The organism is Kitasatospora sp. NPDC043949, assembly GCF_056435365.1.
The window spans coordinates 26,327-48,289 of the sequence record NZ_JBWKEQ010000052.1; the positions used below are offsets into that span (position 1 = coordinate 26,327).

Genomic DNA, 21,963 nt, shown 5'->3' on the forward strand with positions numbered 1-21,963 from the left:
ATCCGCGTGAAACAGGCCACAGCGGAAGGCTCTCCCTGGGCTTGCGCACGCCATGGCAGAATGACCCCAACAGCAGTGACGTTCAGCGCACTCCGGGGTCGGTGAAAATCCGAACCGGCGGTTACAGTCCGCGACCCGTCCGCAGCCAGCGGCCGGTTGACCAGGTGAAATTCCTGGACCGACGGTTAAAGTCCGGATGGGAGGCGTGCGCGGGCGGACGAAGAGCAGTATCCGTGGTCCCCCGGTGGACCACGGCCAGGTGAACGGCGGGAGAGGTGTCTCCCGTGCCGGGCGAGCGATCTCCCGGCAGCCTCGGCATCCCGGCGACGGGTCGTGCCGTCGGCTCGCGCGCCGTTGCCCGTCCGTGTCATCTCCCATGCCGCCCCGGAGTCCGCGCCCCCAAGCGCGAGGAGAACCCGGGTGTTCACCGGCATCATCGAAGAGCTCGGCGAGGTCGTGTCGATCGAGGAGATCGGCGACTCCTCGCGAATCCGCCTGCGCGGCCCGGTGGTCTGTACGGGTGCGCGGCACGGCGACTCCATCGCGGTCAACGGCGTCTGCCTGACCGTCGTCGACAGCCCGGACCAACTGGCGGCCGATACGGGCGAGTTCAGCGCCGACGTGATGGCCGAGACGCTGCACCGCTCCAGCCTCGGCGAGTTGAAGCCCGGCTCCCGGGTCAACCTGGAGCGCGCCATGGCGCTCGGCGACCGGCTCGGCGGCCACCTCGTCCAGGGCCATGTCGACGCCACCGGCACGCTGTTGGGCCGCGAGCCCGGCGAGCGCGACGCGGCCGGCGACCTGCGCTGGGAGGTGCTGCGCTTCTCGCTGCCCGGCACCATCTCCCGCTACCTGGTGGAGAAGGGCTCGATCACGGTCGACGGCGTCAGCCTCACCGTGGTGGAGGCCGCCCGGGACAGCTTCACCGTCAGCCTCATCCCCACGACCCTCGCGCTGACCTCGCTCGGCGCCAAGGCCGTCGGCGAGAGCGTCAACCTCGAAGTGGACGTGCTCGCCAAGTACGTCGAGCGACTGCTCGACTCCCGCACCCTTCCCCCGACGATCGCCGGAGAGTCCAAGTGAACTGGCTCAGCGGAGAAGCGTTCACCGTCTTCGGCGAGCACGTGAAGTGGGCCGACATGTTCGGCAACCTGCTCGGCCTGGCCGGGCTGGCCTTCGGCTGGCGCCGCTCGGTCTGGAGCTGGCCGCTCCAACTCCTGTCCGGCGCCGTGCTGATCGCCGCCTACCTCGGGGGCCACGTCCCCGGCCTGATCGGCAAGCAGCTGATCGTGCTCGTCACCGCCGGCTGGGGCTGGGCCCAGTGGCGGCGGGGCCGCCGGGACACCGGCACGATCGCCGTCCGCTTCGCCACCTGGCCCGAGCGGGCCGCCCTCGTGGTCGGCACCGCGGCCGGCACCGTCGCGCTGGCCTGGCTGTTCACGGCCCACCCCAGCCTGTCCTGGAGCCCCTGGTCGGACGCCTACATCTTCGTCGGCACGCTGGCCGCGATGGTCGCCCAGGCCCGTGGCTGGCTGGAGTTCTGGTTCGCCTGGATCGCCGTCGACGTGGTCGGCGTCCCGCTCGCCTTCAACAACGGCTACCCCTTCTCCGGCCTCACCTACTCGATCTACTTCGTCCTGGTGCTGCTCGGCCTGCGCTCCTGGTGGCTGAGCAGTCGTGAGCCGCGCGTCAACTCCGCCACCGTCCCGCAGGGAGTCACGGTATGACCGAGAACCACACCGCCGACCGCGACCGCGAGGCGGCACCCGAACTCGTCCTCGACCCGGTCGAGCGCGCGATCGCCGACATCGCCCTCGGCCGCGCCGTGATCGTGGTCGACGACGAGGACCGCGAGAACGAGGGCGACATCGTCTTCGCCGCCTCCGCCGCCACCCCCGAGCTGATGGCCTTCACCATCCGCTACAGCTCCGGCGTGATCTGCGCCCCGCTGACCGGCGAGGAACTGGACCGGCTCAAGCTGCCGCCGATGACCCAGGTCAACGAGGACCGCAAGGGCACCGCGTACACCGTCTCGGTGGACGCCCGGGAGGGGGTCGACACCGGCATCTCCGCCGCCGACCGCGCCCGCACCGTCCGGCTGCTGTCCTCGCCCGGCACCGAGCCCGGCGACCTCACCCGCCCCGGGCACGTGTTCCCGCTGCGCGCGGTCGAGGGCGGCGTGCTGGTGCGCCCCGGCCACACCGAGGCCGCCGTCGACCTGGCCCGGCTCGCCGGACTGCCGCCGGCCGGTGCGATCGCCGAGGTGGTCAACGACGACGGCACCATGGCCCGGCTGCCCGAGCTGGTCGCCTTCGCCCGCGAGCACGGCCTCGCGATCATCTCCATCGAGGACCTGATCGCCTACCGTCGCCGCACCGAACTGCACGTCGACCGGGCCGCCGTGACCGCCCTGCCCACCGTCCACGGCGAGTTCACGGCCGTCGGCTACCAGGGCACCATCGACGGCGTCGAGCACCTCGCGCTGGTGGCCGGCGGCCTCGGCGCGGACGGCCGGCTGCCCGAGGGCGAGGACGTCGTGGTCCGGGTCCACTCCGAGTGCCTGACCGGCGACGTGTTCGGCTCGCTGCGCTGCGACTGCGGCCCCCAGCTGGAGGCCTCGCTGCACAAGGTCGCCGAGTCCGGCCGCGGCGTGGTGCTCTACCTGCGCGGCCACGAGGGCCGGGGGATCGGCCTGGCCCACAAGCTGCGCGCCTACGAACTCCAGGAGCAGGGGCGCGACACCGTCGACGCCAACCTCGACCTCGGCCTGCCGGCCGACGCCCGCGACTACAGCATCGCGGCGCAGATGCTGGTGGACCTCGGCGTCCGCTCGCTCACCCTGCTCACCAACAACCCGGAGAAGCTCACCGCGCTCACCGAGCACGGTCTCAAGGTCAAGGGGCGCGAAGCGGTCGAGATCGCGCCGGGTGAGCACAACCTGCGCTACCTGCGCACCAAGCGCGACCGGATGGGCCATGACCTGCCCGGCCTCGACTCCTGAACCCTCCCCACGCCTCACGCCTCACGCTTCACGCCCCACGCCCCACGCACCACCACGACGGACAGGAAGAACGAACATGAGCGGCCACGGAGCCCCCGAGCTGACCATCGACGGCGCCGCCGACCTCAAGGTCGCCGTCGTCGCCGCCCAGTGGCACGACGTCGTGATGAACGGCCTGCTGGACGGCGCCCACCGGGCGCTCAAGGAACTGGGCGTCACCGAGCCGACCGTGCTGCGCGTCCCCGGCACCTTCGAGCTGCCGGTCGCCGCGAAGCGCCTCGCCGACCACGGCTACGACGCGGTCGTCGCCCTCGGCGTGGTGATCCGCGGCGGCACCCCGCACTTCGACTACGTCTGCCAGGCGGCCACCGCCGGCCTCACCCAGGTGACCGTCGACACCGGCGTCCCGGTCGGCTTCGGCGTGCTGACCTGCGACAACGAGCAGCAGGCACTCGACCGCGCCGGCCTGCCCGGCTCCGCGGAGGACAAGGGCCACGAGGCCGTCACCGCGGCCGTCGCGACCGCCGCGGTGCTGCGCGCCGCGCTCTGAGCGCACCGCCCAGACCCGGACCGTGGACGTCCAACGGACTGTCCACGGTCCGGGACCGTTTACCGCCGGTCAGCCCGCACGCCGTAAGGTGAGTCCCATCATGGCTTCGAAGACATTCGAGGAGCTCTTCGCCGAGCTCCAGCAGAAGGCCGCCACCGGCGACCCCTCGTCCTCCCGTACCGCGCAGCTCGCCCAGCAGGGCGTCCATGCGATCGGCAAGAAGGTCGTCGAGGAGGCCGCCGAAGTCTGGATGGCCGCCGAGTTCCAGTCGGACGAGCAGACCGCCGAGGAGATCTCGCAGCTCCTGTACCACGTTCAGGTGATGATGATCGCCCGCGGGCTGACGCTCGACGACGTCTACAAGTACCTCTAAACCCGAACCGCACGCCCCTCCCCACAGGTAAGGAACCAACCTCCCATGCTGCGCATCGCCGTCCCCAACAAGGGTTCTCTCTCGGGTCCCGCGGCGGAGATGCTCCATGAGGCCGGCTACCGCCAGCGGAAGGACCCCAAGGAGCTCGTCCTCGTCGACCCGAACAACGAGGTCGAGTTCTTCTTCCTGCGCCCGCGCGACATCGCCGTCTACGTCGGCTCCGGCCGCCTGGACATCGGCATCACCGGCCGCGACCTGCTGCTGGACTCGCACTCCAACGCCGAAGAGGTGCTCGCGCTCGGCTTCGCCGCGTCGACCTTCCGCTTCGCCCGCCCCGAAGGCGTGGCCGTCGAGGACGTCAAGGGCCTGGAGGGCCTTCGGATCGCGACCTCCTACACCGGCCTGGTCGAGCAGCACCTCGCCGACCACGGCGTGAAGGCGACCGTCACCAAGCTGGACGGCGCGGTGGAGACCGCGGTGCAGCTGGGCGTCGCCGACGTGATCGCCGACGTGGTGGAGACCGGCACCAGCCTGCGCAACGCCGGCCTGGAGGTGTTCGGCGAGCCGATCCTGATCTCGGACGCCGTGGTGATCCGCCCCAAGGGCGCGGGCGAGGACACCCGGGTGGACCAGTTCCTGCGCCGCCTCCAGGGCGTGCTGGTGGCCCGCCGCTACGTGCTGATGGACTACGACATCCGCGCCGAGAAGGTCGGTGCCGCCGTGGCGCTCACCCCCGGCCTGGAGTCGCCGACCGTCTCCCCGCTGCACACCGAGGGCTGGGTGGCGGTGCGCTCGATGGTGCTCCGCAAGGAGGCCCAGCAGATCATGGACGACCTGTGGGGCATCGGCGCCCGGGCCATCCTGGTCACCAACATCCACGCCTGCCGCCTCTGACCGGTGCGGCGGCGACCTCGCCCGCCGTGGTGCGGGTAAGGAACGGTTGAATGGGGCGGGGACGCTGACCGGCGTCCCCGCCCTTCGTCCGGATCCGCCCGCTGCCCGGAACCGTCGTTCCCGGGAACGACCGTTCCCCCCGAACCACCCCACCGGAGACCCCACGTGTCCACGCCGCCCGTCGAGTTCCCCGTCACCTGGGCGCCGCGCCGCACCCGCGCCGTGCTGCTGCCGGTCTGCGCGCTGCTGGTGGTGCTGTTCGCCGTGATGGCCGTGGCGCTCCCGGAGAACTGGCAGCTCAACGACCGGATCATGATGGCGGGCAGCGGCGTGCTGTTCGCGTGCGTGGGCCTGATGCTGGCCCGCCCCCGGGTGAGCGCCGACGCGCAGGGCGTGACGGTGGTCAACTTCGTCCGCAGCCGCCGGCTCACCTGGGCCGAGATCGTCCGGGTCAACTTCCGCCAGGGCGACCCGTGGGCCACCCTCGACCTGGCCGACGGCACCTCGCTCGCCGCGGTCGGCATCCAGTCCGGCGTCGGCAAGGACCAGGCGATCGCGCACGCCCGCGCCCTGCGCGACCTGGTCGAGCACCACGCCGGGGCCTGAGCCCCGCAGCGCCGCCGCCGGTCGGCGCCCGCCCGTTCCACACCGGCACCGCCGGCCCGCCGACACCCCTCCGGTCCCCGCCGGGCCTGCGAATCCTCGGCCCGGCGGGTCCGAACACTCTTCCTACCATCGTCCGGGTATGGTCTACGCTGGTAAAAGCAGGGCAAAACTTCCGTCCTGCCCGAAAGACGACTTGAGGAGTGACTTCCCCCCTCGATGGACGATCCGTCCGGTAGTACCTGCGCCGCCCACCTTCCTGTCAGCGGAAGGCAGGCGGCACTGTGATCACCGCCTGGCTGCTGTTGCTCGCAGCCCTCCTGCTGATCCTCGCCAACGGCCTGTTCGTGGCCGCCGAGTTCGCCTTCGTGACCGTCGAGCGCGGGGCTGTCGAACGCTCCGCCGAGGCCGGAGACGCCAAGTCCGTCCGCGTCTCCCGGGCCCTGCGGCACCTCTCGTTCGAACTCTCCGGCGCCCAGCTCGGCATCACCGTCACCTCGCTGGTGGTCGGCATGCTCGCCGAGCCGGCGTTGTCCACCCTGCTCAGCCCCGTCATGACCGGGATCGGCGTGCCCGAGTCGGCCGCCCGCGGCGTCGCCGTGGTCGTCGGCATGGTGCTCGCCACCGTGGTGCAGATGGTGATCGGCGAGCTGGTCCCGAAGAACTGGGCGATCTCCCGCCCGCTCCAGGTGGCCCGCGCGGTCGCCGCCCCGCACATGGCCTTCTCCTTCGCCTGCCGCCCGCTGATCAGCTTCCTCAACGGGGCGGCCGACCGGACGGTCCGCGCCTTCGGCGTCGAGCCGCAGGAGGAGCTGGACCACGCCCGGACCCCGGCCGAACTGGTCTCGCTGGCCCGCCACTCGGCCAAGGCCGGCGCGATAGACGAGGAGTCGGCGACCCTGTTCGTCCGCACCCTGGGCCTGGGCGAGCTGACCGCCGAGTCCGTGATGACCCCGCGGATCGACGTCGCCTCCCTCCAGGGCGACGCCACCGCCTCCGACGTGATCAACCTGACCCGGGCCACCGGCCTGTCCCGCTTCCCGGTGTACACCCACAGCCTGGACGAGGTCACCGGCATCGTGACCCTCAAGGACGCCCTCGCCGTCCCGGCCGCCCGGCGCGGCCTGGTCCGGGTGAGCGAGCTCACCTCGCCGCCGCTGCTGGTGCCCGAGACCCTGCCCGCCGAGCGGCTGCTCGACCAGCTGCGCCGCCTCCAGCCGATGGCCATCGTGGTCGACGAGTACGGCGGCACCGCCGGTGTCGTCACCGTCGAGGACATCGTCGAGGAGATCGTCGGCGAGGTGCAGGACGAGCACGACCCCGCCGACCGCCCCGAGCTGCTCCCGCTGCCCCCGGTGGACGGCCTGCCGGCCTGGGAGGCCGAGGGCCGCGCCCGGATCGACCAGCTGGAGGCGATCGGCCTGATCGCCCCGGACGGCCCGTACGAGACGCTGGCCGGCCTGGTCGCCGACCTGCTCGGCAAGCTGCCCGAGGTCGGCGAGCAGGCGGAGCTGCCGGGCTGGCGCTTCACCGTGACGGGTGTCGACCGGCACCGCACCAGCCAGGTCCGGGTCGAGCGCACCAGCGCGCCGGCCTCGTTCGGAGACGACCAGGAGAACGCCCGATGACCGCGCTCCAACTGGCCGTCGCCGTCCTGCTCCTGCTCGGGAACGCCTTCTTCGTCGGCGCCGAGTTCGCCGTCGTCTCGGTGCGCCGCAGCCAGATCGAACCGCTCGCCGAGGCCGGCCACAAGCGAGCCCGCACCGTGCTGCACGCGCTGTCCAACGTGTCCGCGATGCTGGCCGCCGCCCAGCTCGGCATCACCGTCTGCTCGCTGGGCCTCGGCGCCCTGGCCGAGCCGACCATCGCCAGTCTGCTGGAGGGCCCGTTCCACGCGATCGGCGTCCCGTCCGGTCTGATGCACCCGCTCTCGTACGGCATCTCGTTGGCCGTCGTGGTCTTCCTGCACATGGTGATGGGCGAGATGGTCCCCAAGAACATGGCCATGGCGGGCCCGGAGAAGGCCGCGCTCTGGCTCGGCCCGCCGCTGGACCGGCTGGCCCGCTGGCTGGCCCCGGTGATCAGCCTGCTGAACGCCATCGCCAACGGTGTGCTGCGGCTGTTCCGGGTCGAGCCCAAGGACGAGGTCGAGTCGGTGTTCACCACCGAGCAGCTGATGTACCTGCTGGTCGACTCCCGGGACGCCGGCCTGCTCGACGAGGGCCGTCAGGAGCGTCTGGAGGACGCCCTGGAGCTGGGCCACCGCCCGGTCACCGAGGTGCTGCTCAAGCCCGAGCAACTCGTCACCGTGGACACCAAGGTGACCGCCGCGGAGGTCGAGGAACTCGCCCTGCGCACCGGCTTCTCGCGCTTCCCGGTCACCGACGGCGACCCGGCCGGCCACGGCTACCTGGGCTACCTGCACCTCAAGGACATCCTCGACGTGGAGGACCCGTCCGCGCCCGTCCCGGCCCGGCTGTGGCGTCCGATCACGGTGCTGCGCGGCAGCCTCCCGCTGGACGACGCGCTCGGCGCGATGCGCCGGGCGACCTGCCACCTGGCCGCCGTGCTGGACCAGGACGGCCGCACGCTCGGTGTGGTCATGCTGGAGGACGTGCTGGAGGAGCTGGTCGGCGAGATGCACGACCCGGACCACCGCTCCGCCGCCTGAGGTTCCCCCTTTCGCTGACGGCGTGTCCGCCGCGGGCGATTCTGCTCTCAGCGTTCAGCCGTTCCCATGCCGACCACCCTGGGCGCAGGGTGGTCGGCATGAGGCTTCTCCTGCTGGGTGGAACGAATTTCGTCGGACGGGTCGTCGCCGAGGATGCGCTGGTCAGGGGATGGGAGGTGACGGCCCTCAACCGGGGTACGCAGCCCGCGCCCGCGGGCGTGACCGCACTGCTGGGCGACCGCACCGCCGAGGGCGGGCTCGCGGCGCTGGCCACGGGGGAGTGGGACGTGGTGGTGGACACCTGGTCCGGAGCCCCGACGGCGGTGCGCGACAGCGCCCGGCTGCTGGCCGGCCGGGTCGGCCACTACGCGTACGTCTCCAGCCGGTCGGTGTACGACTACCCGCTGGCGCGCGGGGCGGACGAGTCGGCGAAGGTGGTCGAGTCGTCCCCGGACGCGGAGGGCGAGGTGCCCTACGCCGAGGCCAAGCGCGGGGCCGAACTGGCCCTGGAGGCGGAGTTCGGCGGGCGCGCCCTGCTCGCCCGGGCCGGGCTGATCCTCGGCCCGCACGAGAACATCGGCCGGCTGCCCTGGTGGCTGAACCGGATCGCCCGGGGCGGCCCGGTGCTCGCCCCCGGCCCGTACGACCTGCCGCTGCAGTACATCGACGTCCGCGACCTCGCGGGCTGGCTCCTGGAGGCATCGGTGGCCCGGCTCGGCGGCGCGTGCAACGTGGTCAGCCCGGCGGGCCACACCACGACGGGCGAGCTGCTGGAGGCCTGCGTGCGGGTCACCGGCTCGGACGCGGACCTGCGCTGGACCGACCCCGAGCGCATCCTGGCGGCCGGCGTCGAGCCCTGGACGGAGCTGCCGATCTGGCTGGCGCCCGGCGAGCTGAACGACTTCCTGCACGGCGCGTCCGTGGACCGGGCGGTCGCCGCCGGGCTGCGCTGCCGGCCGGTGGGCGAGACGGTCGAGGACACCTGGGCCTGGCTGCGGTCGATCGGCGGCGTCGCCCCGCAGCGCGCCGACCGGCCGAAGGTCGGACTCGACCCCGAGCGCGAGGCCGAGCTGCTCCGGGGCTGATCCCGGCGCGATCCCGGGGAGCTGGTCTCAGCCGCGGCCGTCGATCAGCTCCCCGTAGGCCTGGACGAGGTCGGGCAGGCGCAGGGTCGCCAGGTCCTCCCGGCCCGGCGGCTCGCGCAGCAGTGAGAGCCGCAGGTCCCGGTAGGCGCAGGACTTCTCGTAGAGGGTGCGGATGAACCGGCCGTTCCCGAGTTCGTCGATCCAGCCCTCGCGGACCACGTGGGCGCAGATGCTGGCCAGTTCCTCGGCCGCGTCCTCGTCCCAGCCGTCGCCGTCCCGGCCGGCCAGCGCGGCGCCGATCGCGGTCAGCTCGTTCGGGCGGTAGCTGGGGAAGTCGACCCGGGTGGTGAAGCGGGAGTTGAGGCCGGGGTTGGTGGCGAGCAGCCGGTTCATGCCCTCGGGGTAGCCGGCCAGGATCACCACCAGACGGTCGCGGTTGTCCTCGGCGCGTTTCAGCAGCACCTGTAGGGCCTCGTCGCCGTAGGCGTCGCCCTTGGTGTAGCCGGAGTTGGAGAGGCTGTACGCCTCGTCGATGAACAGCACGCCGTCCAGCGCCGAATCGATCAGCTCGTTCGCCTTGACCGCGGTCTGGCCGAGGAACTCGCCGACCAGGTCGGCCCGTTGGGCCTCCACCAGGTGGTCGCCGGAGAGCAGCCCGAGGGCGTGGAAGACCCGGCCGAGGATCCGGGCCACGGTGGTCTTGCCGGTGCCGGAGGGGCCGGAGAAGACGAAGTGGCGCTTGGGCGGCTGGACCGGCAGGCCCTGCGCGGCCCGGAGTCTGGACATCCGCAGCTGCGCCGACAGCGCCCGCACCTGGCGCTTGACCGGCTCCAGGCCCACCATCAGCGAGAGTTCCGCCAGCGCCGCGTCCAACTCGCGCTCGTCGTCGACCGGTTGGGTGGCGGGCAGTGGAGCGGTGCGGGGCTGGGCCTCGGCGCGGACCGGAGCCGGCAGCGGGGTGGCGGAGCCGCCCGGCGAACCCGACCGCTCGCCGGCCGCCTGCGGCGCGGGGTCCGCCGTGGAGGCGTCGCCCGGGCCGGGCCCCGTGAGAAACCCGACGCCCTCGACGAATCCGACCCCGCCGGTGTACCCGGCGCCCTCGGTGTACCCGGCGCCCTCGGTGAACCCGGGGGCCGCGTCGCCGAAGCCCCCCGCCGTGGCGTACCCGGCCCCGTCCTGGAAGTCCGCCTCGTCCGCCTCGTCCGGCGCGGTGTCCTCGTACCCGGCCGACCGACCGCCCGCCGGTAGGCCGCCGTCCAGCAAGGCGTCCGGCAGGTCGTCCGCCAACCCGTCCTCCGCCGCGATCGCGGCCAGCCGCGCGGCGGTGTCCATGAACACCGGATCGGCCCGGTGCACCGCCCGGTAGAGCGGCAGCGCGGCCGCACTGCGCCCGGCCCCCTCGTACGCCCGGGCCAGCCAGTACCGCAGCTCCTTGCGCTGGGGCTGCTCGGAGCGGCAGCGGGCCAGCGAGGCGGCCAGCGGCGCCTGCGCCTGGGCGCACATGTCCAGCCGGACCCGTGCCATGCCGGCGAACAGCCCGGCCTCGATGCCGAGCAGTGGGTCGTCCAGCAGCCGGTCGGTGTCCCGGATCAACTGCTCCCAGTCCTTGAGCAGATAGGACCGGCAGGCGTACAGGAACTGGGCGGACGGGTCCTCGCTGGGCGCCGGGCACTGTTCCAGCGCCCGGTCCAGCTCGGCCAGGTGGCGGCCGTCCAGCCAGTGCGAGGCGTGCGCCAGAGCCAGGTCGCGGGCGTCCTCCAGGACGGGCTGCACCCACCAGCCCAGCCAGTACCAGGAACTGAGCGGGCGGCGGTGGCGCCGCCGCTGCTCGCCGAACCGCTTCTGGTTGCGGTACATGGCCAGCAGCGCCGCCGAGGTGTCGCTGCGCAGCGCGTGCAGGCCGAGCCAGGCGTCGGCCATGCCCGGGTCCAGCCGGACGGCCGCGCGGAACTCCTCCTCGGCACGGGCGTACGCGCCCGCCGTGTACGCGTCCATGGCACGCAGCCACGCGCGTTCGGCGAGCCGGTCCGGGCCGCCCGCGTTGCTGTCCGAACTGTCCACCGTCGTCACTCACGCCCCCCGCGGCTTGGCCCGGGGCTCGGTGGCAGGTCGCCTGCGTGCAGCCGGGCCGGTGGTCGAAAGCCCCCGGGCGCATCTGCGCCTGCGAGGAATCGTACCGGCGTGGCGCTGATCCGGAAGGGCGCCCACGGAGTCAAATGCGATCGTGTGAGCGGTCGTTGAGCGGGTGGGGGCCTGGACCGGGGGTGGGGGAGCGCGATTCGGAAAGGACCGGACGGCGCCCCCGGCTCACGGGGGAACAAGCCGGGGACGCCGGGTCCGAGGCGGCCGGAACATCCCGTTCCGGCGGCTGAGGAGAACCTAAATCCTGGCGACAGCGCAGGTCAAGGGCTTGTTGAAGGTTCACCCACGGTGCCCGGCGTGATTCGTCCGGTCACCCCGTCGACCCGCGTCCCGGCGAACGGACGGCTCGGATCCGCGGCGAAATGCGCCGATTCGGCCCGGGCCCAGCCGGCCCAGAACTCGGCCAGATCCGGCCCGTCCCGCTGCTCGCCGCGCCGCCGGGCCGAGGCGGCGTCCAACTCCAGCCAGATCACCCGGGCCAGCCACGGCCGCACCGCCCGCCGTCCGGCGCCGACGCCCTCCACCAGCACCACCGGGGCGACCGGCACCGCGGCCGTGCCCGCGAAGCGGCGCAGCGTCCAGTCGTACACCCGGTACGCGCCGTCCCGGCCGGCCGCCAGCGGCTCCAGCACCTGTTCGCGCAGCCGCCCGGTCCAGCCGAAGGGCTCGGCGTGGGTGGCCAGGTCGTCGAGGTGGACCACCGGCGCCCCGCCGAGCGCCGCCGCCAGCCGCCCGGCGAAGGTCGTCTTGCCCGAGCCCGCGTGCCCGTCCACCGCGACCAGCCGCACCGGCCCGCAGGAGGGCGGCAGTGCGCGCAGCTCCGCCGCGAGCGAGGCCACCGCGTCGCCGGGAACGGGTGGAAGGGCGGGGAAGAGGGGTCGGGAAGCAGCCACAACGGCAACCCTACGGTGCCGTAGCCCACCAGTCCGTCCAGTTACTCCTGGGTGATCGTGACGGCGGCGCGGGTTTCCGGCATACTCGCATCGCCATGCCTGTGAACGGCCGTTCACCGTAATCCGGTGCCGGTCGGGCCGACCTGCCACACCCGCGCCGGACCAGCCACACCACGCTCCGGTGCCCGATCGAGGAGGCGACCGCCGCCATGACCCCGTCCCCAGTGAAAGCCGTGGAGCGCCAGCTGCCCAGCGAGGAGGCCCACGAGCTGCTGAGCCTCACCCGGGACCTGGTCCAGCGCGAGCTGCAGCCCCGCGCGGCCGAGGACGAGGCCGCCGGCCGCTTCCCGCGGGAGGTCTTCCGCACCCTCGGCGAGGCCGGCCTGCTCTCCCTCCCCTACGACGAGAAGTACGGCGGCGGCGGGCAGCCCTACGAGGTGTACCTGCAGGTGCTGGAGGAGCTGGCGTCCGGCTGGCTGGCCGTCGGCCTCGGGGTGAGCGTGCACACCCTCTCCTGCCACGCGCTGGCCGGCTTCGGCACCGAGGAGCAGCGCGGCCGGTGGCTGCCCGGAATGCTCTCCGGCGAGCAGCTCGGCGCCTACTGCCTCTCCGAACCGCAGTCCGGTTCGGACGCGGCCGCGCTGCGCACCCGCGCCGACCTCGACGGCGACGCGTACGTGGTGAACGGCACCAAGGCGTGGATCACCCACGGCGGCCGGGCGGACTTCTACAGCGCCCTGGTGCGCACCGGCGGCGAGGGCTCCAAGGGCATCAGCTGCCTGCTCGTCCCGGGCGACGCACAGGGCCTGTCGGCCGCCCCGCCGGAGCACAAGATGGGCATGCGCTCCTCGCCGACCGCGCAACTGCACTTCGACGGCGCCCGGGTCTCCCGCGACCGGCTGATCGGCGAGGAGGGCCAGGGCTTCCAGATCGCGCTCGCCGCACTGGACTCCGGCCGCCTCGGCATCGCCGCCTGCGCGGTCGGCGTCGCCCAGGCCGCGCTCGACCTCGCGGTCGACTACGCGCGCACCCGCCGTCAGTTCGGCCGCCCGATCGCCGAGTTCCAGGGCCTGTCCTTCATGCTCGCCGACATGGCCACCCAGATCGAGGCCGGGCGGGCGCTCTACCTGTCCGCCGCCCGGCTGCGGGACGCGGGCCTGCCGTTCTCCAAGGAGGCGGCGATGGCCAAGCTGTTCTGCACCGACGCCGTGATGCGGGTGACCACCGACGCGGTCCAGGTGCTCGGCGGCTACGGCTACACGCAGGACTTCCCGGCCGAGCGCTACATGCGCGAGGCGAAGGTGCTGCAGATCGTCGAGGGCACCAACCAGATCCAGCGCCTGGTGATCGGCCGTCACCTCACCAAGGGCTGAGCCCCCCACAAACGGCCTCCGGCCGTCACTCCAGGGTGCGGAGTGACGGCCGGAGGCGTCTTCGATCCTGCGTCAACCCGCCTGCGCGGGCGGGCGGATCAGCAACCCGCCCGCGCGGGCCGGCGGATCAGCGCCGGACCAGGCGGCGGCGCTGCTCGGGGATGGCCGAGATGACCGGGACGGCCGGGGCGACGACGGCGGTCCGCGTCGGCCGGTGCGCCACCGCGTGCGAGAACGGCTGGGTGCGCCAGTCGAGTTCGGTGGGGAGCCTGAACAGCGCGTCGAGTCCGGCGGGTTGGGCGTCCTCCGGGGTCTCCACCTCGGCGAGGTCGTCGGTCGGCGTGCCCGAACCCGGGCACAGCGCGGGGGTGAAGGGGTTCCAGGCGGTCGGCAGCAGCGCGTGCTGCGGCAGCCGCTCCTCGTCGGCCACCAGGGCGATCGGGCGGCGGCACTCGGGGCAGTGCACCCGGAAGATGTCCCAGGTCTCGGCCTCGCCCGGGTCGATGCCCGGGACGTGGCCGTGATCGACCGCGAGGTCGTCGCGGCCGGTCGTATCGTCGGTCTCGTCGGCGCCCAGGGCACGCTGGTCAGTCGGCATGAGGATCCCCCTCGGATCGGGCCCGGCGTGGTCGCCCGGGGCCACAACCAGCACTTCCCTTCGATTCGGGCTCATAACCCTGCGGTCCGGTGCACCGTGATGCACCGGGTGTGTCCTTGGCCACATCCACTGCCACATTCGCCTGGCATTTGCCCGCGTGACACCTGCGGGCACCCGATGTGACACCGCGTGCGCCCCCCGTGCCCCCGACCGGGTAGGTTTGCGCACTGTGGAGGATCTCGACCAACGCATCGTCCAGCTGCTCCTAGAGGACGGCCGGATGAGCTACACGGACCTGGGCAAGGCCACCGGCCTGTCCACCTCGGCGGTGCACCAGCGGGTGCGCCGCCTCGAACAGCGCGGGGTGATCCGCGGCTACACCGCGATCATCGACCCCGACGCCGTCGACCTGGCACTGACCGCGTTCATCTCGGTCAAGCCCTTCGACCCCAGCGCCCCGGACGACACCCCCGAACGGCTGGCCGGCCTGCCCGAGATCGAGGCCTGCCACAGCGTCGCCGGCGACGAGAACTACATCCTCAAGGTGCGCGTCGGCGCCCCCGGCGACCTGGAGGACCTGCTCGCCCGCATCCGCAGCGCCGCCGGCGTCTCCACCCGCACCACCGTCGTCCTCTCCACCCCCTACGAGGCGCGACCCCCGAGGCTCTGAGGACGAACCCCGCAGGTGCAGACTTAGCGGCATGACCGAACGCACTTCCCGGACCGTCCTGCTGCGCGGCGGCGCCGTCTACAGCCCCGCCGACCCCTTCGCCACCGCGATGCTCGTCGAGGGCGAGCACATCGCCTGGGTCGGCAGCGACGGCGCCGCCGAGGCGTACGCCGCCACCGCCGACGAGATCGTCGACCTGGACGGCGCCCTGGTCACCCCCGCCTTCGTCGACGCCCACGTGCACGCCACCGCCACCGGCCTGGCGCTCACCGGCCTCGACCTCACCGGCAGCCCCTCGCTGGCCGACGCCCTCGCCGCCGTCACCGCCTTCGTCGACGCCCGGCCCGAGCCCGGCGGGGTGCTCATCGGCCACGGCTGGGACGAGACCGGCTGGCCCGAGGGCCGCCCGCCCACGCTCGCCGAACTCGACGCCGCCGCCCGCGGCGCCGCGCTCTACCTCTCCCGCACCGACGTGCACTCCGCGCTCGCCACCACGGCGCTGCGCACCCTCGCCCCCGGCCTGGCCGAGCGCCCCGGCCACACCGCCGACGGCCCGCTCACCAAGGACGCCCACCACGCCGTCCGGCGGACCGCGCTCGCCCACCTCACCCCCGAGCAGCGCGGCCGCGCCCAGCGCGCCACCCTCGCCCGCGCTGCCGAACTCGGCATCGGCGCGCTGCACGAGTGCGCCGGCCCGGAGATCTCCTCCGAGGCCGACCTGGCCGCCCTGCTGGCCCTCGCCGCCGAGGGTGAAGGCCCCGAAGTCTTCGGCTACTGGGGTGAGTTGGGCGGCGTCGAGACGGCCCGCCGGCTCGGCGCGGTGGGCGCCGGCGGCGACCTCTTCGCGGATGGCGCGCTGGGCTCGCACACCGCCTGCCTGCACACCCCCTACGCCGACGCCGAGCACACCGGCACCGCCTACCTGACCGCCGAGCAGGTCGCCGACCACGTCGCCGCCTGCACCGAGGCCGGGCTCCAGGCCGGCTTCCACGCCATCGGCGACGCGGCCGTGGCCGCCGTCCTGGACGGCGTCCGGGCGGCCGGGGAGCGGGTCGGCGCCGGGCGGGTCAAGGCGCTGCGCCACCGCGTCGAGCACGCCGAGGCGCTGGACGACGAGTCCGTCGCCGCCTTCGCCGAACTCGGCCTCACCGCCTCCGTCCAGCCCGCCTTCGACGCCGCCTGGGGCGGCCCGGACGGCATGTACGTCCAGCGCCTCGGCGCCGAGCGGGCCGCCGCGCTCAACCCCTTCGCCGCCCTGCTGCGGGCCGGTGTGCCGCTGGCCTTCGGCTCGGACGCCCCGGTCACCCCGCTCGACCCCTGGGGCACCGTCCGCGCGGCCGCCTTCCACCAGACCCTGGACCACCGGATCTCCGTCCGCGCGGCCTTCACCGCGCACACCCGCGGCGGCTGGCGCGCGATCGGCCGCGACCAGGACGGCGTGCTCGTGCCCGGCGCCGTCGCCAGCTACGCGATCTGGGCCGCCGACGAACTGGTCGTCCAGGCCCCGGACTCCCGGGTGGCGGGCTGGTCCACCGACCCGCGCTCCGGCACCCCGGGCCTGCCCGACCTCACCCCCGGCCACCCGCTGCCGGCCTGCCTGCGCACCGTCGTCCGCGGCCGCACCGTCCACCGGGCCGCCGAGTAGAGCCGAGCAGACCCGCGTGAACCCGGCCGAAGCGGCGGCCTGGCGGCCGTGGGGCGACCCCCAGGACGACCGCCCCGCTGGTCCCCGCCGGCTTCACCGTCCCCCGCGAGCTGCCCGCCCCGGACTTCCGCCCGGAGCCCCTGGGCGGGCAGCACCGCGCCGCCGACCCCGCCGCCCGGTCGGGGGCGTGTGCGGCAAGGCCCGCCGGGCCGTGAGGCGCTGACCCTGCTACCACCCTGACCTCACGCTTCCCTGACCTTCCGGGGTACCTTCTTCGGACAGCGTCCGAACAGCAAGATCCAGGAAGATGGTGCGCCGGTGGCCATGCCCGTCACCCAGGAGCGGCCGGGGGCCGCACCCGAGCCGGCGGAGTCGGCGCCCAGGCCCGGCCGGGCCGCCCGCGCCGTCGCCAAGGTCCGGGCGGGCCTTCCCCGCACCGGCCTCGCGGCCCTGGCGGGTCTGCTGCTCGCACTCGCCTTCCCGCCCTTCGACCTGTGGCCGCTGTCGCTGGCCGGCGTCGCCGCGCTGTCCCTGCTCACCCGGGGCCGCACCGTCCGCCAGGCGGTCTGGACGGGCTTCGCCTTCGGCCTGCCGTTCTTCCTGCTGCTGCTCAGCTGGCTGCGGGTGGTCGGCTGGGACGCGACGGTCGGCCTGTCGGTCGTGGAGGCGCTGTTCCTGGCCGTCCTCGGCGGCGGTCTGGCCCTCACCTCCCGGCTGCCGGCCTGGCCGCTCTGGGCGGCCTGCCTGTGGATCACCCAGGAGTGGGCGCGCGACCGGCTGCCGTTCGGCGGCTTCCCGTGGGGGCGGCTGGCCTTCGCCAACACCGCGACCCCGTTCACGCCGCTGGCCGCGCTCGGCGGCGCACCGCTGGTGACCTTCGCGGTCGCCCTCTCGGGAGCCCTGCTCGCCGGCGCCGCGCTGCGCCTGCGCGGGCCGCGCAAGACGCCCCGGGCCGCCGCGCTGGCGGGGCTGGGCGCGGTGGCCGCGCTGCTGGCCGGGTACCTGGTGCCGGTGCCGACCGCGCCGGCCGACACCGTGAAGGTCGCCATCGTCCAGGGCAACGTGCCCAACCCGGGCATGGACTTCCTGGGCCGCCCGATGATGGTCCTCAACAACCACGCGGTGGCGACCGAGCGGCTGGCCGCGGACATCGCCGCCGGCAAGGCCGAGCGCCCCGACATCGTGATCTGGCCGGAGAACTCCTCCGACCTGGACCCGTTCAGCGACCCGCTCGCCTACCAGCGCATCGACCAGGCCGTGAAGACGGTGGGCGTGCCCACCCTGGTCGGCACCCTGGTGGACGGCCCGGACGCGCAGCACGTCCAGAACGAGGGCATCGTCTGGGACCCGAAGACCGGCCCCGGCGCCTCCTACACCAAGCAGCACCCCGTCCCGTTCGGGGAGTACGTGCCGTTCCGCGCCCAGCTGATGAAGGTGATCACCCGGCTCCAGCGGGTCGCCCGGGACTTCTACCCCGGCGACCACAACGGCGTCATGCAGCTCGGCCCGGCCCGGATCGGCGACGTGATCTGCTTCGAGGTCGCCTACGACGAGATCGTCCGCGACACCGTGGACAGCGGCGCCCGCGTCCTGGTGGTCCAGACCAACAACGCGACCTATGCCAAGACCGGCCAGCCCGAGCAGCAGCTCGCGATGAGCCGGCTGCGCGCGGTCGAGCACGGCCGGGCCGTGCTGATCGCCGCCACCAGCGGCATCAGCGCGGTGATCGCCCCGGACGGCACGGTCCAGCAGCGTACCGAGGAGCTGACCGCGGCCGAGCTGTCGGCGGTCGTCCCGCTGCGCGACGGCACCACGGTCGCCGACCGGGTCGGCGCCGCGCCGGAGTGGACGCTGGCCCTCGCGGGCCTGCTGGCCTGCGGCGCGGGCGTGCTGGTCGGCCGCCGACGGAAGACCGGCGCCGGAACACCGGCCGCGGGGGAATCGTTGGACCAGGTGGTGCCGTAGCCGGCCCGGACCTCCCGTGCGGCGCGCAGAGCACTGCTTGGAGTGGATTCGTACCGTGACCCAGCAAGCTACCCCCGCCCGTCCGGCCCCGCGCGGCAAGCTCCGCCGGGTGCTGCCGCTGCTGATCACCGCCTGGCTGGTGCTGGAGATCTGGCTGCTGGTCCAAGTGGGCTCGTGGCTGGGTGGATTCGTCGTCGTGCTGCTGCTCGTCGCGGGCGCGCTGATCGGCGGTTCGCTGATCAAGCGGGCCGGGCTGAAGGCGCTGTCCGCGGCGATCGAGCAGAGCAAGGACCCGAAGTCCGAGCAGCCCGAGACCGGCACCAGCCTGACGGTGCTGGCGGGCCTGCTGCTGATCGTCCCGGGCTTCCTGTCGGACCTGGTGGCGCTCACCCTGCTGTTCCCGCCCACCCGGGCGCTCTGGCGGGCCGGTGGCCGCCGGGTGGCCGACAAGGCGCTGCGCAGCACCGTCGCCGCCGGGGCTGATCCGTTCGCGGACGCGATGCGGTTGCAGGAGCAGCTGCGCATCCACCGCCCGGACGGCAAGGTGATCCAGGGCGAGGTGGTGGAGCCCGGTGATGGCCCGCGCGGTCCGCAGGGCCCGGACACCACCTACCGCCCGCCGATCTCGGGCTGACCGCCCCTCCCGGGAACGCGAGAGCCGGCCTCGCCTCGCCTTCCCGGGAGCGCGTGGGAACGCGAGGCGGGAACGCGAAAGGGACCCTGGTGACCAGGGTCCCTTTTCGCGTCCTCCCGCCGTGGCGGGAGCGAGGTCAGGCGCTCTTGCGGGTGTCCCGCGGGTGTACCGCGAGGTTCATTCCGCCGGAGCGGAGCACGGCCAGTCGCTCGGCCAGTACCTCCTCCAGTTCCTCACGGGTCCGGCGCTCCATCAGCATGTCCCAATGGGTACGCGTCGGCTTGACCTTCTTCTCTTCCGGCTCGTCGCCGTCGAGAAGTACCGCCTCCTGGCCACAGAAGCGGCATTCCCAGGCCTGGGGGATCTCCGCCTCGACCGAGAAAGGAACCTCGAATCGGTGTCCGTTCTGACATGCATACTCGACGGTCTGGCGGGGAGCCAGATCGATACCGCGGTCGGTCTCGTAGCTAGTGGCCCCGAGTCGCGTGCCGCGGAGAGCTCGCTCGCTCATGAATCGTGCCTCCCGGGCTTATGGCCCACAGGACTAGTGGTCGCTGTTCTTCGTCGTTCGGTCAACGCTCGGCTTCCGACGAAGATTCCCGTCCGGGGACATGCGTCGTCTGTCGTGCCGCCCCTGTTTGTACCCATCGGCGCCCGATTTGTCACATCTGGCCGTGGATATCACCCTAGGTGTCACCTATTTCACATCTGGTGATCGGTCGGCCTTTCCGTGACGAGCCTACCGGGGCGGGATTCGACGACCGTCGCCGCCCCCGTCCGCCGCGGTCAGGAGATCGGGCGGGAACGGATCATCGGCTCGCCCTTGGCGAGGTCGACCGGGTGGGCCAGGGGGGCCGGATCGGCGGGCAGGACCACTGGCGGGCGCTCCGGCCGGGGCGGCAGGTCGGCGGCGGCCTCGGTGCGGGTGTCGCGGTGCGGCAGCAGGGCGATCACCGCGTCCCGCAGCTGGGCCGGGGCCTCCTCGTCCAGCGGGTCGACGGTGGCGGGCACCTGGAGCCGGACGGGGGTGCTGTTGCCGATCCGGGCGTAGCCGCGGCCGGCGGGGGCGTGCGCGGCGGGCACGATGTCCAGCGGCGCGCCGAGCACGGCGTGGCCCTCCTCGGGCCCGGTGGGGCCGAGTACCACCCGGGCCCGGGTGGTGGAGCGCACGGTCGAGGTGATCCGGCCCCTGGCCTCGACGTCGTCGGCGATCACCACGGTGACGCGGGCGGCGCGGCCGTGCCGCAGCGGCAGTTCCAGCAGGTCCTGCGGGTCCGGGCGGCCCTCGGCGTGGGCGAGCTCGCTCAGCTCGGTCGGGTGGTCCAGGAGCAGCCAGAGCGGGCGGGTGGCGTCCTCGGGGGGCGCGGTGCCGGCGTGCCGGGCGGCGTTCAGCGCGGCGAGCCGGCGCTCGGTCTCCTGCGCGGCCCACTCCAGCGCGGCCAGCGCGCCGTGCAGGCTGGTCTCCACGGTGTGCACGCCGGGTCGGTTGACCAGGCAGGCGTGCTCCCCGGTGCCCGCGCCGTCGACCACCACCAGGTCCCCGTACGGGAGCGCCTGGAGCGCGATCGAGCGGATCAGGCTGGAGGTGCCGTAGCCGGTGACGCCGAGCGCCAGCAGGTGCGGCTCGGCCGAGCGGGGGCCGGTGCGCCAGACGACCGGCGGCTGCTGGGCGATCGCGCCGCCCTGGGTGACCGGGATGGTCCGGGCGGTGCCGTCCTCGTCGGTGAAGCCGAGCACGATCTCGCCGGGGGCGGCCACGAAGCGCTGGGCGACGATGTCGGCGGGCAGCGGGGTGAGTGCGGCGATCCGCAGCCGGTTGGACTCCTCGTCCCAGTCGAAGCGGTACTCCCGGGCCCGGCCGGCCTTGCCCTGGACGACCTGCTCGATCCGGGCCCGCGCGATCGGCTCGGTGTCGGTGAAGTACGCCGGGTAGCCGAGTTCCAGCCGGGAGAGCCGGCCCTCGTCGTCGAACTCCCAGGAGCCGAAGGCGTTCTTGTAGTGGCCCTCGTAGTGGTACAGCGGGTTGGCGTCCTCGGGGCCGCACAGGTACGGCGTGAGTGCCGCGTAGAGCGCGCCGAGCTTGATGTCGGCGACGTCCGGGGCGGGCGGGGCGGGTGCGGGCTTGGGGGCCCGGCCGGCCCAGGCGGAGCTGGCCATCAGGGCGATCAGGGCGAACAGCAGGCCGTGCGGCAGCAGGTAGACGCCGACCAGCATCGCGGCGGAGAGGAACAGCGTCGGGCCGCGGCGCTCCTTCGGGGTGGCGTTCCAGCGGTCCTTGGCCCAGCCCGCGTGGTGGCGCAGTCCGCGGCCGATCACGGAGAGCGGGGCGAACATGTCGGAGGCGTGGTCCCCGGCGGTTCGGGCGATCTCGCGGCCCTTGCTGAGATGGCGTTGGAGCGGCATTCCTTGACTCCCCGGGCGAGTGGGACGGGTCGGGTGGCGGGGGCGGAGCCGGTACGACGGGACCCGGGGCGGTGGGATCCGCGCCCGGGCCCGTGCGGGGGAGTGGCAGCGCCTGGAACGTGGACCGCTAGAACTTGAGGCCGCCGAGCAGGCTCGCCAGGCTGGCGCCGCCGGCGGTGATGCTCGGGGCGATCGAGGAACCGGCGACGTAGAAGCCGAAGAGGGCGCAGACGACGGCGTGGGAGACCTTCAGCCCGTCCCTGCGGAAGAACAGAAAGGCGATGGTGCCGAACAGGACGATGCCGGAAATCGAGAGGATCACGTTCTGCTCCTCGGGGAGGGGGGACGGGGACCGTGTTACGGAAAGTGCGCTAATCGTGACAAAAAGTAATAGATGATGGAACGGTGCAAATGGGTGGTTTCCCGTTCAACGTCGCCCTGGAGTTCGGGCGAAGGCGGGCGG

General features: G+C 73.4%; 21 protein-coding genes and 1 riboswitch. Of the genes, 15 read left to right on the forward strand and 6 right to left on the reverse strand.

Annotation, left to right across the window (positions count from 1 at the left end; translation table 11 throughout):
- Positions 1-84 precede the first annotated feature (84 nt).
- Positions 85-212: riboswitch (FMN riboswitch) on the forward strand.
- Between the two features lie 208 nt (positions 213-420).
- From AC07AL_RS31510 to AC07AL_RS31555, 10 genes are all read left to right on the forward strand, one after another.
- Positions 421-1,083 carry a riboflavin synthase gene (locus AC07AL_RS31510; RefSeq protein WP_063346476.1) on the forward strand — a complete coding sequence of 221 codons (663 nt, stop codon included), beginning with the start codon at positions 421-423 and terminating at the stop codon, positions 1,081-1,083.
- 56 nt (positions 1,084-1,139) lie between these two features.
- On the forward strand, positions 1,140-1,727 hold the full coding sequence (locus tag AC07AL_RS31515; RefSeq protein ID WP_363581899.1) for a nicotinamide mononucleotide transporter family protein: 588 nt from the start codon (positions 1,140-1,142) through the stop codon (positions 1,725-1,727).
- On the forward strand, positions 1,724-3,001 hold the full coding sequence (locus AC07AL_RS31520) for a bifunctional 3,4-dihydroxy-2-butanone-4-phosphate synthase/GTP cyclohydrolase II (protein WP_363623617.1): 1,278 nt from the start codon (positions 1,724-1,726) through the stop codon (positions 2,999-3,001). The genes AC07AL_RS31515 and AC07AL_RS31520 overlap by 4 nt, the downstream gene beginning before the upstream one ends.
- A 76-nt stretch (positions 3,002-3,077) precedes the next feature.
- Positions 3,078-3,551 carry a 6,7-dimethyl-8-ribityllumazine synthase gene (ribH, locus tag AC07AL_RS31525; RefSeq protein ID WP_478319067.1) on the forward strand — a complete coding sequence of 158 codons (474 nt, stop codon included), beginning with the start codon at positions 3,078-3,080 and terminating at the stop codon, positions 3,549-3,551.
- A gap of 100 nt (positions 3,552-3,651) precedes the next feature.
- Positions 3,652-3,924 (forward strand): phosphoribosyl-ATP diphosphatase, encoded by a 273-nt coding sequence (locus tag AC07AL_RS31530; protein WP_363581674.1) that lies wholly within the window; start codon positions 3,652-3,654, stop codon positions 3,922-3,924.
- Positions 3,925-3,969: 45 nt separating this feature from the next.
- A complete protein-coding gene (gene hisG, locus AC07AL_RS31535) occupies positions 3,970-4,818 on the forward strand; it encodes an ATP phosphoribosyltransferase (protein ID WP_350883551.1) in 849 nt (282 codons plus the stop codon).
- A gap of 165 nt (positions 4,819-4,983) precedes the next feature.
- Complete coding sequence (locus AC07AL_RS31540; RefSeq protein WP_350883553.1) at positions 4,984-5,424, forward strand: PH domain-containing protein; 441 nt, start codon at positions 4,984-4,986, stop codon at positions 5,422-5,424.
- A gap of 281 nt (positions 5,425-5,705) precedes the next feature.
- Positions 5,706-7,049 (forward strand): hemolysin family protein, encoded by a 1,344-nt coding sequence (locus AC07AL_RS31545; RefSeq protein ID WP_363581676.1) that lies wholly within the window; start codon positions 5,706-5,708, stop codon positions 7,047-7,049.
- Positions 7,046-8,092 (forward strand): hemolysin family protein, encoded by a 1,047-nt coding sequence (locus tag AC07AL_RS31550; RefSeq protein WP_363623619.1) that lies wholly within the window; start codon positions 7,046-7,048, stop codon positions 8,090-8,092. Before AC07AL_RS31545 ends, AC07AL_RS31550 begins: the two co-directional genes overlap by 4 nt.
- 98 nt (positions 8,093-8,190) lie before the next feature.
- Positions 8,191-9,177: an NAD-dependent epimerase/dehydratase family protein gene (locus AC07AL_RS31555; RefSeq protein WP_363628224.1), complete on the forward strand. Its 987-nt coding sequence runs from the start codon at positions 8,191-8,193 to the stop codon at positions 9,175-9,177.
- Between the two features lie 27 nt (positions 9,178-9,204).
- Here the strand turns inward: AC07AL_RS31555 and AC07AL_RS31560 are convergent, their stop codons facing one another.
- Complete coding sequence (locus AC07AL_RS31560) at positions 9,205-11,172, reverse strand: AAA family ATPase (RefSeq protein ID WP_363628422.1); 1,968 nt, start codon at positions 11,170-11,172, stop codon at positions 9,205-9,207.
- Positions 11,173-11,579: 407 nt separating this feature from the next.
- Complete coding sequence (locus tag AC07AL_RS31565; protein WP_400803215.1) at positions 11,580-12,212, reverse strand: uridine kinase family protein; 633 nt, start codon at positions 12,210-12,212, stop codon at positions 11,580-11,582.
- A gap of 209 nt (positions 12,213-12,421) precedes the next feature.
- On the opposite strand from AC07AL_RS31565, the gene AC07AL_RS31570 reads away from it, so the two are divergent.
- Positions 12,422-13,585, forward strand: a complete 1,164-nt coding sequence (locus tag AC07AL_RS31570) for an acyl-CoA dehydrogenase family protein (RefSeq protein WP_363628226.1) — start codon at positions 12,422-12,424, stop codon at positions 13,583-13,585.
- 127 nt (positions 13,586-13,712) lie between these two features.
- On the opposite strand, the gene AC07AL_RS31575 is transcribed toward AC07AL_RS31570, so the two are convergent.
- Positions 13,713-14,183 carry a hypothetical protein gene (locus tag AC07AL_RS31575; protein WP_363581684.1) on the reverse strand — a complete coding sequence of 157 codons (471 nt, stop codon included), beginning with the start codon at positions 14,181-14,183 and terminating at the stop codon, positions 13,713-13,715.
- Between the two features lie 229 nt (positions 14,184-14,412).
- On the opposite strand from AC07AL_RS31575, the gene AC07AL_RS31580 reads away from it, so the two are divergent.
- The 4 genes from AC07AL_RS31580 to fxsA all read left to right on the forward strand — a co-directional run bounded on the left by AC07AL_RS31580 (position 14,413) and on the right by fxsA (position 19,097).
- Complete coding sequence (locus AC07AL_RS31580) at positions 14,413-14,853, forward strand: Lrp/AsnC family transcriptional regulator (protein WP_350883567.1); 441 nt, start codon at positions 14,413-14,415, stop codon at positions 14,851-14,853.
- Positions 14,854-14,884: 31 nt separating this feature from the next.
- Entirely contained in the window at positions 14,885-16,498 is a 1,614-nt protein-coding gene (locus AC07AL_RS31585) for an amidohydrolase (protein WP_363628228.1), read from the forward strand.
- Positions 16,499-16,822: 324 nt separating this feature from the next.
- Positions 16,823-18,463 carry an apolipoprotein N-acyltransferase gene (lnt, locus tag AC07AL_RS31590; RefSeq protein ID WP_363628230.1) on the forward strand — a complete coding sequence of 547 codons (1,641 nt, stop codon included), beginning with the start codon at positions 16,823-16,825 and terminating at the stop codon, positions 18,461-18,463.
- A gap of 55 nt (positions 18,464-18,518) precedes the next feature.
- Positions 18,519-19,097: an FxsA family membrane protein gene (fxsA, locus tag AC07AL_RS31595; protein WP_400328819.1), complete on the forward strand. Its 579-nt coding sequence runs from the start codon at positions 18,519-18,521 to the stop codon at positions 19,095-19,097.
- A gap of 136 nt (positions 19,098-19,233) precedes the next feature.
- On the opposite strand, the gene AC07AL_RS31600 is transcribed toward fxsA, so the two are convergent.
- The 3 genes from AC07AL_RS31600 to AC07AL_RS31610 all read right to left on the reverse strand — a co-directional run bounded on the left by AC07AL_RS31600 (position 19,234) and on the right by AC07AL_RS31610 (position 21,822).
- Complete coding sequence (locus AC07AL_RS31600) at positions 19,234-19,608, reverse strand: RNA polymerase-binding protein RbpA (RefSeq protein ID WP_030306127.1); 375 nt, start codon at positions 19,606-19,608, stop codon at positions 19,234-19,236.
- A gap of 275 nt (positions 19,609-19,883) precedes the next feature.
- Positions 19,884-21,500 (reverse strand): hypothetical protein, encoded by a 1,617-nt coding sequence (locus AC07AL_RS31605; RefSeq protein WP_478319070.1) that lies wholly within the window; start codon positions 21,498-21,500, stop codon positions 19,884-19,886.
- A gap of 127 nt (positions 21,501-21,627) precedes the next feature.
- Complete coding sequence (locus AC07AL_RS31610) at positions 21,628-21,822, reverse strand: hypothetical protein (RefSeq protein ID WP_063346460.1); 195 nt, start codon at positions 21,820-21,822, stop codon at positions 21,628-21,630.
- Positions 21,823-21,963 lie beyond the last annotated feature (141 nt).